Genomic DNA, 12888 nt, shown 5'->3' with positions numbered 1-12888 from the left:
CGATCGAGTGCTATATCGACATGCTTTTACTGCAGTAGGGTTGCGAATCACGGGAGTTCCTTTTGCGGACGATGCAGATGCCACCGCTGATCCCGGCTCATTCCCGTCTTGATGGTCGGTTAGATCTTGCCGATCGCGTTAGTCTTGACGTCCCTGGTTGGGCGTCTCGTCTGGGATTAGGCTCCTGAAAATAGCTCGCCAGCCGGATCAACCGCAGACGCGGTGCTTGGTCGGCGGCAAACATCTTGATAGCAGCAGACCAATGCGGCCCGGATGGCCGTCGACCATCTAGTGTAGTGCGTCGTAAATAATGCAACTTAATCGCGATTTGCGAGTCTCCTTCCAGGTGATGAGGGAGAACCCATGAGAATCGCGGCAAAAGTTGAGCTGAGCGAAGGCCAGCGCAAACAATTGGAAACGTGGGCGGCTGGGCGGAGGGTTCCGGTACGACTGGCCGAGCGTGCCAAGATGATATTGCTCGCGGCACTGGGCCACACAGACAAAGAGATCGGTGTGCAGTTGGGTATCTGGCGAGGCACGGTGGCGCGCTGGCGAGCGCGCTTCATCGCGGACGGTGTGGCGGGGATCGAGCGGGACGAGACGCGACCCGGGCGCAAGCCGAAGATCTCTGCGCGCAAGGTCAAGGCCATCGTGGCGATGACCATGCAGCAGCGTCCCGATAACGCGACGCATTGGAGTACGCGCAGCATGGCGGCAGTGGCCGGCGTCAGCGAGGCGAGCGTGAGGCGCATCTGGCAGGCGCATGGACTCAAGCCGCATCGGATAGAAACCTTCAAAGTCTCGAACGACAAGCACTTTGCCGAGAAGCTGGAGGACATCGTCGGCCTTTATCTCGATCCACCTGAGCACGCACTGGTGTTCAGTTGTGACGAGAAGTCCCAGATTCAGGCTCTGGACCGGACCCAGCCTGGCTTGCCGATGAAGCGAGGTCGAGGTCAGACGATGACGCACGATTACAAGCGCAATGGTGTGACGACGTTGTTCGCCGCGATGAACACGCTCGATGGCAGCATCATTGGCCAGTGCCAGACGAAGCATCGTCATCAAGAATGGCTGGGCTTCCTGCGCAAGATCGATCGCAGCACCCCCAAGGGTAAGGAACTACATTTGATTGCCGACAACTACGCCACTCATAAGCATCCCGAGGTGAAGGCGTGGCTGGCCAAGCACCCACGATTTCACATGCATTTCACGCCCACCAGCGCTTCCTGGCTCAATATGGTCGAACGCTTCTTTCGTGATCTGTCCGAGAACCAGCTACGGCGGTCAGCCTTTCGCTCGGTACCCGAGTTGGTCAGCACGATCGAGCAGTACATTGAAAAGCACAATGGTGATCCAAAACCCTTCATCTGGACCGCTAAAGCTTCCGACATTCTGGCGAAAGTCACGCGTGCCCGCACCAAGCTGAATAAGATGCAATCCGTTTGACGCAGACCACTAGTAGATCTTGCGCGTGAGCTGTTTGAGAAACCGCTTCGTGAGTTCGATGAAGGTGGCATTCCTGAGCATTCCTTCGAAGATCATGAAGTTCAACTCACCGCGGTTGGTGATCGCCGAAATCATGTTGCACCTTGAAGGGCTTTTCGGCCGCACGCACCAGCGTCTCGCCTTGCGGGGCAAAACTAGTACCGTTCACACGGTTGCTGTGCAAACCCGTTTTTTCATTCCAATAGATCCCATGCGCGCATTCGTGGCAAGTGGGGAGGTCCACTGCATAGACCGTAAACTGTTCAGCGCGACCGGGGCTACAGTTCTGAGAATCATCGACAGCGCCTGTAAAAACATGGCGTCACGCCGGCGCTCGCAAAAATCGGTTTGCCACACGGCAGTGGTCTCGGAGAAACGCATTGGCCAGTCGAACGATCGATTCCGTGGCTTCGCTCGTTTCGACGCCTGAAGATTCGCTACGAACGATACGCCCATATCCATGAAGATTTCCTTTCTCTCGCTTGCGCTTTGATGTGTTGAGCGTGTCTCAAGCCGATGTTTAACTAATTTCGAAACAGCTTCTAACGGTAGAACTTGTCATCGCAAAAAGCGAGAGCGGACGTCTCTGGCATGTCTATGCCGATGAGCTGTATTCGTCGCGGTCTGTCAATGCAAGCGCCATCGCCGAGTTAGCTGCGAGGGACGGCAGATGTGATCCGTGCATGCCCGTGCGCCTTTCCGAATCAGTTTTCACGATTCACGGCATTCAGCCAATATGACACGTATGAATTTTAGGGCTCTGGCGAATTAGAAGAGGCCCGTATTGGACTTTCTGTCAACGCGTGGCTTAACCGCCCAGATCGGGCGGAAACTTGCCACCCTTTGCGACCAGCGTCGCCGTCACCTCGCTATGCAGCCAGAGGATCACGCTCGCCGAGTCATTCAAGTGTCCGGAATACTTCAGATCCTGCGTCAGCTGTTTGCGATATTCAACGCTTCTGTGCCGGATCAGGAGCAGGCTCAACTGTCGGCGTCCTCGCGTCGGGATTTGCCTCGTGGAACAGCTTGTTCACGATGTCACCGAAGATGCTCAATTTTTCCCATGAGTCGAAATTGGCCTGTTGGCAAACCCGTCGGCGTCATGAATCGCGCGGGGATCAGCCCAGCAAGTTGGATGCACTAGCTTGCGCCGGCGATCCCGTGAAGAACAACCGATAAAAGCGAGGAGGTATAAGGCGCGCCGCTTTACAAGTCCGAAATTGCATGCCTCCGGTCAAAGCAAATTGGGCGGGCGAAGAGTCGAATCTCCATGAACCTCTGGCGCTCGTCTGAGGTCGTCGAGCTTCGTGATTGTGCCGTGCGGGGGGGCGATGCGACTCGCTGCCGCAGGTCGATACTTATGGGGACAGAGTTCTTTCGGATTGGTCACATAGGGCGAAACGGGGCGTCGCCTTACTCTATCTCTATCGCATTAACCCTTTTAGGACTCGCATGTAGATAGCGAAGGGACCCTTTCCAACGGTTTCTGACCGGATTGTGTAGCGCGGAAGGGTACCCAGACTGTTGGATTTTCGCTCTATCCCGTTTCCGCCCGCTGCCGCGCGTTTCAAGCACTGTCATTTACGCCTGCAGCCCTCTATTTTGACTGCGAGGTTTTGACATGATGTCGTTCCACTTTCTAGGTAACACTTTCCCCAAGGCGCAAGCCATTGCCATCGAAGTGGGCAATTCTATGCGTTCTAGATGTAAATCTCCAGCGAGTTCCATCGCGGGCGCAGGAGTGCTGTGTGGCATGGTCGCGATTCTCGGCCTATCAGTTTCGACTGCAGCACCAGAAATATTCAATCGCGTGAAGGCATCCAGCGCGATCTGGTCTGGCCTTGGGGTGACCGTGCCGGCTGCGCAACCCGTCGAGCGACCTCGGCAGATGTCCGAAGGTTCGGCCGATATTGCCGGCAAGTTCAGCGGGTTCGTTGGCGAGGCTCAAAATAGTCCGCTATCTGGCGCTGTGCCGCTTGTCGCGCCGGAGGCCGAAATCGGGTCATACGCTGGGCAGATCGAAGGCAACTTGCGCGATACTCTGGTGCGGGCCGACGTGCCTGTCGAGATACGGGAACAGATTGCACGTATTTTTGCCTCCCGGCTCGACGTTGCGGCGCCCGCGCAGAAGGGCGACACCTACCGCGTTTTCCACGGGCGCGATGCCGCGGCGCCACAGCGCAGGCGCGTGACGGCAGTCGAACTCCGCTCAGGCGCTAAGGTCTACCAGGCCGTGTGGTTTGTCGCACCGGGGCACGCCAACGGGGACTATTATTCATTCGACGGACGGCGGCTTGCCGCTGAACCCTTTTCGATGCCGCTCGATTACGTTAGGGTCAGTTCGACTTTCGGCAATCGTGTCCATCCGGTCGGCGGCAAGCAGCATTTTCACACCGGCGTGGACTTTAGCGCGCCGAAGGGGACGCCCGTAGTGGCGGCGGCTTCGGGAACCGTGAAGTTCGTAGGCAACGAAAGCGGATATGGGCAGTACGTTGTGCTCAATCATCCACAAGGCTATACGACGTATTACGCACATCTGTCTAGCTTCGCCCGCGATTTGCGCGTTGGCGCGTCCGTGACTGAAGGACAACGACTCGGCGCAGTAGGCAGCACCGGCAGGTCCACGGGACCTCACCTGCATTTCGAGGTGCGGCGGAACAATCACCCTACCGATCCACTCGCATTGACGAGCCGAACTGGCGCTTCGCCGCTTACGGCCAGTCAGCGCATCGCGTTCGACGGTATGACGGGCGGCATGCGTGAGCAACTGGCGGCGTTAACGGTCGACGCCCCGACGGTCAGGACAGCATCGAACGCCGAACGCACGCTGAACCACGCAGAGAATCCTAAAGACTCGTTGGTCTGAGTTACGACACTATGCTTCTCTGGATGAGTCGGTCGCTTCGCGCTCGGTGAGTCTCGCGTGCTTCAGTCGATATTTTCCGTGACTGGCATGTCAACTTGCCGAATGACGTGCATGCGAAATCGCATGACATAAGTTTGGCTCACTTGGTTGGCAAGGAGATCCGGAATCGGATTTCCGGTTGCAGCTTCTTACGCCTCGCAGGCCTCCTTGCGTGTCTGCCGCTTCTGTTGCGCGTTCGCGCTGTACCGGCAGCGTTTGAACCGATTGCTCACCTGAGCATGAGCCGACGCGAATCGCGTCAGATAGCGCGCTGATTTGAAGCGTGCAACACTTTTTCGCGCACTCGCGTCGGCTGGTGCGAGTTCTCCGCCCGGTTGTGCAATTCTTTGTGCTGTCGGGGTTCCACGTTACTGGTGATCAGAACACGCGGAGCGCGGCGGTGCTTCCTAAGCAGATCACGCATGATGTGCGTCGCCGCATGCGACTCGCGCCGGCTTTGTGCGAGTACATCCGGTACCGTGCCAGGCTGGTCCATCGCACGCTACGGCGGGTACTGCTTGCCGTCGATCGTGATCACCACTTCGTTGAGGTGCCACCTGTTGGCCGGGTCCAACGCGGTGGAACGGATGCGTCGAGCAATGGCAAGCCCGAACTTCACCGATCAGCGTCGCACCGTTTCGTACGTGAGCTCAATGCCACGCCCAGCCAGCGATTCTCTGGCCATGCGCAAGTATCGCCACACCGCCTAGCCAATCACGTCGGACGGAAATCGGTAGCCGGCGTAAGAAATGACGTCTGTGGCAGGTGTGTTGTGTTGCTTCTCACCGCGATCCCGTCAACATGTCAGCAACGTGAAGATACCTGCACGGGTGAGGCGGCATTTTCGAATGTCGTAAAGACCACGATTCTGAACTGAGTGCAGGATACTTTCGCAGCAGGAAGGCTAAAAACCTCAAGCCGTCACCGTACTATCCCCATGGCATCGCGTATGCCGTGACGAGGATGTCGCAAGAGGAAGCGTCTAGCGACTTGCCTGGTTCGCCTGAGTCCTTCGCCGTGCCTAAAACGTGTAGTGGGAGGACTACAGCCAGTTATTGCTTAATGCCGAAAAAGCACCGCGGAATGATCGTCAGCGAGCACGATGCGGGATCTTCATTGCGCTCAATACAGTCTGCACAGAGATGAGTGAGGCAGGGGTGAAGAACTACTGTTGGCAAAAATGTTCGCGAGTACTGACTCGTCCGAACCTACTCGCGAAGTCTTGACTCACACTCAGTGCGCACGCCGGCACGTTGACGGGTCTGATTATTATTTGCTTTCGCATCGCATGGGTCTGATTTGTGGGGGCGGCTGATCGGATCCGCTCTCGCGCCGCGATAATCGTTTTGGTTCGGTGCGCTACGTCAGTGTGATTGTCAAAGGTGCATCGACAGTCTCCAGAACGAACCGGTGCCGCCATGTCCTCCGCTCCACAGAATGATGCCTTGAACCAGTTGCAGCGCTACAAGAAGCTGCTGGTGTTCGGTGGTGGATTGGTGACCACGATCATGATGATTTTCGCTTTCACGCTCGCGGCGTTGTCGGCGGTACGCGGGCAGGTTGCAGCCGAGCGGCAGAACTTCCTCGTCGATCGCAACCTCGTCATGAGCGAAGTCAACTCGAGCGAAGCATTGTTCCGCCCCGCGCTAGTCAGCGCGGAGCTGGCGTGGCAGGACGCGGATCAGGTCGATCTTGAGCTAATCACGCGATTTCGCAGTCAGGGGTACGCATTCGTGCCATTGCCCACGTCCACGGCACAACCGCCGTTGTTGTTCGACATGCCAGGTAAATCCCTGACCCACGATGAACGCCGTCGCTACCTTGGTCTCACTGCACAACTCGGTCGTGTCAGCGCAGTAAATTCATTGGTGCGGGGCCAGCAGGCGAGCCGCTATTTCTATGGTGCGCAGCACAATATTGCCGGAATTCTGTCTGCGCCCTTGCCCCACCAGGCAGCGATGGCCGGGACGTCTGCCGGCCGTGCGCATTTGATTGCGGATCTGGGGGATGGGCTGGATGGTCTGGCCGGCATCCATGCGGGCGAGCAACCCGATAATCGTCGGCCCGTATCCTGGATGCTGCCTGCTATCAGTCCCTTGACGGGAAAAATGGCGATTCGCATCGCCGCGCCGGTGTTCTCAGACGGATCACCGTTTGCGATCCTCGTGACGGAATACGACCCGGAGATCTTGACAGCACCTCTGACCGTTGGCGGGTTCGATGGCACGTATATGGTCGTGTCAGAGAAAGGAGAAATAGTAGCGAGCACAGCCTGGAATGAGCAGGCCCCTGCATTGATTGATCGCGTTCGGGCGTTAGGTGTCGCGGGAGCGACCGGCAGCATGCAACGCGAAACCTGGCGGGACGGCGTATTCACGATTGCGGATCGTCTTGGCGATACGGGCTGGGTGCTTGTCTATGTATTTACGTGGCGCGACGTTGTTGCGGGCATCGGCAAACAGATCGGTATCGGTGCTGTGCTTACGCTTGCGACGCTTGCCGTCGTATGGGGGTTTCTGATCTATCTCAAGCAACGCGTTTTCCGGCCGGCAATTGAGCGATCGCGACGGGTGTTCGAGAGTGAGCACCTGAGCCGCATGCTGGTCGAAACGGCGCCAGTGGGGCTGGGGCTGATCGCAGTGGAGAGCGGAAAGGCGCTATTGCGCAGCCCGACGATGATTGACGCTGCGGCGCGGGTAGTCGTGCCGACCGAGACGCTGTCGGCGGAATTGGTTCGACGTCACCGGGAGCGCGGCGGGGCAACGGGGGCGAACGGCATGCTGCACGAGGAACTGACGCTCCCTACGCGCGACGGCGGGGCGATGGACCTCTCGGTGAGCGTTGTGCCGGCGCGCTACCAGGGACAGGACGTGCTTGTGACGGCGTTCACGGACATCACGGCGGGAAAGCGTCTGGAGCGGCAGCTACGTGACGCGAAGCAGGCGGCCGACTCCGCCAACGCGGCGAAATCGGCGTTCCTTGCGGCGATGAGCCATGAGATCCGCACGCCGCTGAATGCAATCACGGGAAATCTGGAACTGCTGTCGCGCTCGCAACTGGATGCGTTGCAGCGCGACCGTCTGACGACGATCCGGGCCTCGGCGGACGGACTGCTTGAGGTCGTCAGTGATGTGCTGGACTTCTCGAGGAGCGAGGCCGGCGAGATGAGACTGGAGCGGATCGCATTCGACGCGCAGGAGGTCGCGTCTCGGGCGCTGTTGATGTTCGGACCGCTGGCGCGCGCAAAGGGCGTGAGGCTGTCGGGCGTGTTCGGAACGTCGCCGGTGCTGCCGATGCAGGGTGATCCCACTCGGCTTGGCCAGGTGATGAACAACCTGCTGGCGAATGCCATCAAGTTTACGGCGTATGGGGAGGTGACGCTGCGGTTGTCGGTAGAGGCGGGCGTGGACGATCAGGACGCGATGTTGACGATCGAGGTGGAAGACAGCGGGATCGGAATGTCGTCGGAACAGCAGGCGCTTTTGTTCCAGGCGTTCAGCCAGACGGATGCAACGATCAACCGTCGCTTTGGCGGCACGGGTCTTGGCCTCGCGTTGTGCGCGCGGCTGATCGACGCGATGGGCGGTACGATCGCCGTGCGCAGCGAGCCAGATCAGGGCAGCTGCTTTACGGCGCGGGTGCCGCTGGGCGAGAGCGAAGGCGAGTCGGACATGCCGCGTTTCGCGGGAGAGCGGATACTGTTCGTGGCTGCGGCGGACGCCTGGCACACGTATGCAGTGGCAGCGCTGGAGGCGTGGGGGCTGCAGGTGCAGGCATACCGGCATCCGGCGCAACTTCACCCGGCGATGTTGAACGAGGCGGACGCGCTGATCCTCTGCGGCGAGCGTGACACCTGGCACGCGGATGATGAAAGCGGTTTGTTAGCGGAGTCGTCGTGGGTGATCGACAGTAGTACGGAAGGTCCGGCATATCCGGTAGCGGTAGAGCCGGTAGTCAGGGTCTCGAGCTACAGCCTGAAGGGGCTTGTGGCGGCGTTGCGGTACACCTTGCAAGGCGAGGCGCTCCAGGCGTGCGATGAGACGCAGCAGGTGCTGTCGTCGCGCCGGTTGAAAGTGCTGATCGCGGAGGACAACGCGGTGAACCGTCAACTGTTCGAGGAGCAGTTGAGGATGCTGGGCTGCGAGACGCGGGCGGCAGAAGATGGGCAGCACGCACTGGACTGGCTATCGCGGGAACGCTTTGATGTGCTACTGACGGATCTGTCGATGCCGGTACTGGACGGCTACGCGCTGGCACGCGAAGCACAGGTGCACTGGCCGGACATGCCGATTGTGGCGGCCACGGCGAGCGCAACGCTGGAGGTGCGAACGTGGTGCGAGGCGACCGGCATGGCACGCGTGGTGACCAAGCCGCTACAACTGGATGAGTTGTCGGCGGTTCTGTCGGAAGTGACTGGCGTGCCACGCGTGGTGATAGAAGCGGATGGAAGCGAGCCCAGGCGCGACGGCATGCTGGGGGGGCGAGCCGTCCCGGAACAGACGCGTGAAACGTTCCGGAAGTCGTGTGAGGCATCGTTGACGGTGATCCGTGCGGCACACAATGACGGGGATGCAACCCGGTTGCTGGCTGAGTTGCATTCGCTGCGAGGCGCGTTAGCGGTGTTTGGGCATGACGCCCTGGCAGATCAATGCGCCCGGCTGGAAATAACGATATCGAAGGATGGTGTTCAGGTGGCGCAGAAAATGATTGAGACTCTTGGCGCCCGTTTGCGCACCGATGTTCTGACCGACACGAAAACACTGCGTGAAATTCTTGCGGAGGTATCAGAATCTGAGTGTCCTGAGGTCGGTTGAGAAATCTGATTCTGGTGAAAGGACGTCCACGGGATGGGTTATCAACGTGACGATCCAGTGCCAGCGCATGCTGAGGCGGTTTGTCAAATAAGCCTCGCATGCGGCGCCCACGTTTACGCGTGGGTTGATGACTGTTCGGGGCCCGGGAGGGTGTAAAAAGTTTTGTGTAAACGGTCATTTGGCAGGAGACTGCCAGCAACAGGAGCATCAATGACCGTAGCGAAACGCAATAAAAGAGAGAAACCCGATCCTGAGCTCGTCAAGGTGGCAGACAGCCTGCTGGCGAATTACCAGAAGCCGGAAGACCTGATAGGCGAGAACGGCCTGCTCAAGCAGCTTACCAAGATGCTGGTGGAGCGTGCGTTAGAGACGTAGATGTCCGAGCACCTGGGCCATGGCAAGAGCGAAACGGTGACCAATGCCACGGGCAACACCCGTAATGGTCATAGCGCCAAGACGCTGGAGGGGGAGTTTGGCGAGTTGCCGCTCAATATCCCGCGCGACCGTCAGGGGGCGTTCGAGCCGAAGCTGGTGGAGCGCCATCAGACGCGCTGGACGGGCTTCGACGACAAGATCACTGAGCTCAAGACGCGCGGCGTGCAGGACATCTTTATCGCCTGCGTCGACGGGCTCAAAGGCTTTCCTGAAGCCATTGAAGCGGTCTACCCAAAAGCGGCCGTGCAACTGTGCATCGTGCATATGGTGCGCAACAGCCTGAACTTCGTACCGTGGAAAATGCAGCGGGAAGTCGCCGCCGACCTGAAGACGATTTACACTTCATCGACCGTCGAGATGGCCGAACAGATGCTGGGCGCGTTCGAGGCCAGGTGGGACAAGGACTATCCGTCCATCGGGCAGAGCTGGCGACGCAACTGGGCACGGGTGATTCCGTTCTTCGATTACCCACCGGAGATCAGGAAGGTGATTTACGCCCCGGAGGAAGTCCCCTTGGGGGACACTACGAACGCCATAGAATCGATCAACAAGAGCCTGCGCAAGGTGATCAAGACCCGCAGCTCGTTCCCGACCGATGAGGCCGTCACCAAGCTGTTTTACTTGGCCCTGAACAACATCAGCAAGAAGTGGACGATGCCGATCCGCGACTGGAAGGCCGCACTGAACCGCTTCACGATCCAGTTCGAAGAGCGGCTGGTGCCGGGTTAAACCTCAACCCGTTTACACAAAATTCCGGACACCCCCGGGAAGGCTCGGTGCGCGGCGTCAAAAACATCGCATCGAGATGCCGGGTGCTATCTGTCTCGCGTCGGGCCGCTTTCAAGCGGCATCAAAGCCTGCACGGAATCTGTCGCGCCAGCCTCGGATCGTCTCGTACGTCACGACCACGCTGCGCTCGAAGAGCATCCTCGATGACGTGCAAGCTCAACTGAAAGAGAAAATACCAACGCACGGCGTGCTGATGACGCCAGCGGACAAGCGGTGACCGTGAAGCGGCGATTTTGATTTCTTCATCTGACCCTCTTCGCGACGACCTCAGCTACCTGACAACGTCGACAATGGCCCGGCTCCCGGTTCCAGGTGGCCAGCCCTCGGAAATCCGACACATACGAGGGAAAGCCATAAATTCTCCAGTCAGTCGAATTTGCCCCACTTTTTTTGCTTTCCAGTTTTCCAGAGGGTATTCTCGGATAAGTCAGATTCGGGTACATTGAGCTTGCCGTCGCGGCCCGGTTCATCCCATTTCCGCGGAGCTTTGCATGAGCAAAATGAAAATCCGTGTCGTGCTGGCCGACGATCATCCGGCACTCCTTTCCGGTATCAAGCACGAACTTTCCGCTGTACCTACGCTGGAAATTACAGGCACGGCAGGAGACTCCGGCGAGCTCATCAAGGTGCTGAACAGCGCCCCTTGCGATGTCCTCATTACCGATTACGCGATGCCCGGTGGAGAGTACGGGGACGGCTTGACGTTGCTGGCATTCCTGCGACGAACCTACCCGGCGCTCAAGATCGTAGTCTTCACGACTATCGAAAACCCTGCCATTACGCGTGAAATGTCAAAGCGTGGCGTGCATTCGGTGTTAAGTAAAGCGCATGACACGAGCCATTTGATCTCCGCGATTCACGCTGTCTATGCGGGCGCCACCTACTTTCTTTCTACCTCGCGAAGCCTGAAAGACGCTATTCCGGATTCCTCTCCTGGTCGGAACGAACGCACCCAAACGCTGAGCATGCGCGAAACGGAAGTCATCCGGCTGTTCGTGTCAGGTATGTCTGTGAATGAAATCGCCGATCGACTACATCGCACGAAGCAGACAATCAGTGCCCAAAAGACCCGCGCGATGCGAAAGCTCGGGATTGAACGGGACGCCGACCTGTTTCACTTTGCATACGAAGCCGGGCTCGGTGTGGCGACCGATGGGTCGCAGTCGGAGATCTGACCGGATCAGTCTTCGCATCACACGCGTCCAAACTCATCGCTTTTGCGCTTTTAGTGTTTTTTGTTGCGATGCTACCCTCGGTCGCGTATGCACTTAAAGGCCCTCGTCGCCGCTCTCATCTCGTCGTCAGGGTTTGCCGTCGCGTGGCTGCGTCGGATCGGACGCATCATGGGCACCATCTTCCGGTACGAAGGTAGGCGCCGTGTCAATCGAACACCTGATCAGCTCGATGTCGTTTCCCACGCCTAGCTTGCGCATTGCGCTGGCTTTCTGCGAACTGATGGTTTGTTTACTGCGCTTGAGTTGCGCTGCGATTTCGTTGACCGACCGTCCCGACACGAAGAGTCGGACCACTTCGGATTCGCGTGCAGTAAGCGCTCGACTGCCGGAGGCAGGCGTATCCACGTTGAGTTGCCAGACAATCTTTGAAATGGTTGGAGAGAAATAACGTGCGTCCGCATATGCGCCGTGAATCGCGGCGACCAGATGTTCCATCGGGTCGGCCTTGCTCAGAATGCACTGAATGCCGAGCTTGAGCAGCGAGCGGATGATACCTGGGTTGTCGATCATCGTCAGCACGACAATGCGCATGGCCGGGTATCGGCGCCGCAAAAATGAAAACAGCGTAATGCCGTCACCGTAATTGCCGCCCGGCATGGAGTAATCGCACACCAGTACATCGCATGGCTGCGTGCCCAGTTCCGCGATGAGCTCGGTCGAGTTTGTGCAGGTGCCCACTGTCTTGATGGTACGGTGTTCTTCAAGCATGTAAATCAGTCCGGCAACGATCGCAGGGTGATCGTCGGCAAACATGACCTGGATGGCGGCATTCTCCATTTGGGGCGTCCTTTATCTCCGGGCACAATGCCTTGCATTACAACGCGCCCGCATAAGCAATTCGACTATGAGAAAGCGGGACCGTTTTCCTGGGGCTGGTCAGCCTGTCTGTCAGGTTTCTAACCTTAAATCGGTGCCTTTTCATGTTTCACCGCACTGAGACGAATTTAAATCGACAAACGTCGGACTTTAACTTCATGTTACTAGTAACGATACAAGATTAACAGGCGAATAGTGGGTTGGCCACCGTTGATACTGGCGGCCCTATCCGGTCAGACAATCGCGCGCGGAAATCAGTGCTCGTGAAAGACTGCGAACTAAAAATTCGTACCAGTCTCACTATGTTGTCGCGGCTGTCTGATTTCGCGGGGTCACCGATATCCGGACAATTGGAGCCAGTACGAAATCTCATGTTTCGTTCATCAGGTCACCCGAATTAGCCGAA

At 58.1% G+C, this 12888-nt stretch carries 7 protein-coding genes and 4 pseudogenes; 6 read left to right on the top strand and 5 right to left on the bottom strand.

Going from position 1 to position 12888, the window contains the following annotated elements:
- Positions 1-363: 363 nt before the first annotated feature.
- The gene (locus OKW27_RS16755) at positions 364-1449 is read left to right on the top strand and encodes an IS630 family transposase (protein ID WP_429333246.1); all 1086 of its coding nucleotides are present in this window, start codon (positions 364-366) and stop codon (positions 1447-1449) included.
- Between the two features lie 9 nt (positions 1450-1458).
- On the opposite strand, the gene OKW27_RS16750 is transcribed toward OKW27_RS16755, so the two are convergent.
- Positions 1459-1584 carry a hypothetical protein gene (locus OKW27_RS16750; RefSeq protein WP_260328425.1) on the bottom strand — a complete coding sequence of 42 codons (126 nt, stop codon included), beginning with the start codon at positions 1582-1584 and terminating at the stop codon, positions 1459-1461.
- A gap of 123 nt (positions 1585-1707) precedes the next feature.
- On the opposite strand from OKW27_RS16750, the pseudogene OKW27_RS16745 reads away from it, so the two are divergent.
- A pseudogene (locus OKW27_RS16745) lies at positions 1708-1989 on the top strand (transposase); the annotation flags it as partial.
- A gap of 307 nt (positions 1990-2296) precedes the next feature.
- Here the strand turns inward: OKW27_RS16745 and OKW27_RS16740 are convergent.
- Positions 2297-2473 (bottom strand): DUF3597 family protein, encoded by a 177-nt coding sequence (locus OKW27_RS16740; protein WP_425199435.1) that lies wholly within the window; start codon positions 2471-2473, stop codon positions 2297-2299.
- A 636-nt stretch (positions 2474-3109) separates the two neighbouring features.
- Here OKW27_RS16740 and OKW27_RS16735 point away from each other — a divergent pair.
- Entirely contained in the window at positions 3110-4354 is a 1245-nt protein-coding gene (locus tag OKW27_RS16735; RefSeq protein ID WP_429334135.1) for a M23 family metallopeptidase, read from the top strand.
- A gap of 188 nt (positions 4355-4542) precedes the next feature.
- Here the strand turns inward: OKW27_RS16735 and OKW27_RS16730 are convergent.
- Positions 4543-5144: pseudogene (locus tag OKW27_RS16730) on the bottom strand (IS6 family transposase).
- Positions 5145-5811: 667 nt separating this feature from the next.
- On the opposite strand from OKW27_RS16730, the gene OKW27_RS16725 reads away from it, so the two are divergent.
- Both OKW27_RS16725 and OKW27_RS16720 read left to right on the top strand, forming a co-directional pair.
- Positions 5812-9207 carry an ATP-binding protein gene (locus OKW27_RS16725; RefSeq protein WP_429334134.1) on the top strand — a complete coding sequence of 1132 codons (3396 nt, stop codon included), beginning with the start codon at positions 5812-5814 and terminating at the stop codon, positions 9205-9207.
- 210 nt (positions 9208-9417) lie between these two features.
- Positions 9418-10371: pseudogene (locus OKW27_RS16720) on the top strand (IS256 family transposase).
- A gap of 40 nt (positions 10372-10411) precedes the next feature.
- Here OKW27_RS16720 and OKW27_RS16715 read toward each other — a convergent pair.
- Positions 10412-10677: pseudogene (locus OKW27_RS16715) on the bottom strand (IS6 family transposase); the annotation flags it as partial.
- Positions 10678-10922: 245 nt separating this feature from the next.
- Here OKW27_RS16715 and OKW27_RS16710 point away from each other — a divergent pair.
- Complete coding sequence (locus OKW27_RS16710) at positions 10923-11606, top strand: response regulator transcription factor (protein WP_090809609.1); 684 nt, start codon at positions 10923-10925, stop codon at positions 11604-11606.
- 126 nt (positions 11607-11732) lie between these two features.
- Here OKW27_RS16710 and OKW27_RS16705 read toward each other — a convergent pair whose 3' ends face one another.
- Positions 11733-12443, bottom strand: coding sequence for a response regulator transcription factor (locus OKW27_RS16705; RefSeq protein WP_090809611.1), 711 nt, complete (start codon positions 12441-12443; stop codon positions 11733-11735).
- Between the last annotated feature and the right edge of the window lie 445 nt (positions 12444-12888).

Origin of the sequence: Paraburkholderia sp. 35.1, assembly GCF_050436525.1 — a bacterium.
Taxonomy (GTDB): Bacteria; Pseudomonadota; Gammaproteobacteria; order Burkholderiales; family Burkholderiaceae; genus Paraburkholderia; species Paraburkholderia tuberum.
This window is presented reverse-complemented; position numbering and strand designations above follow the sequence as displayed.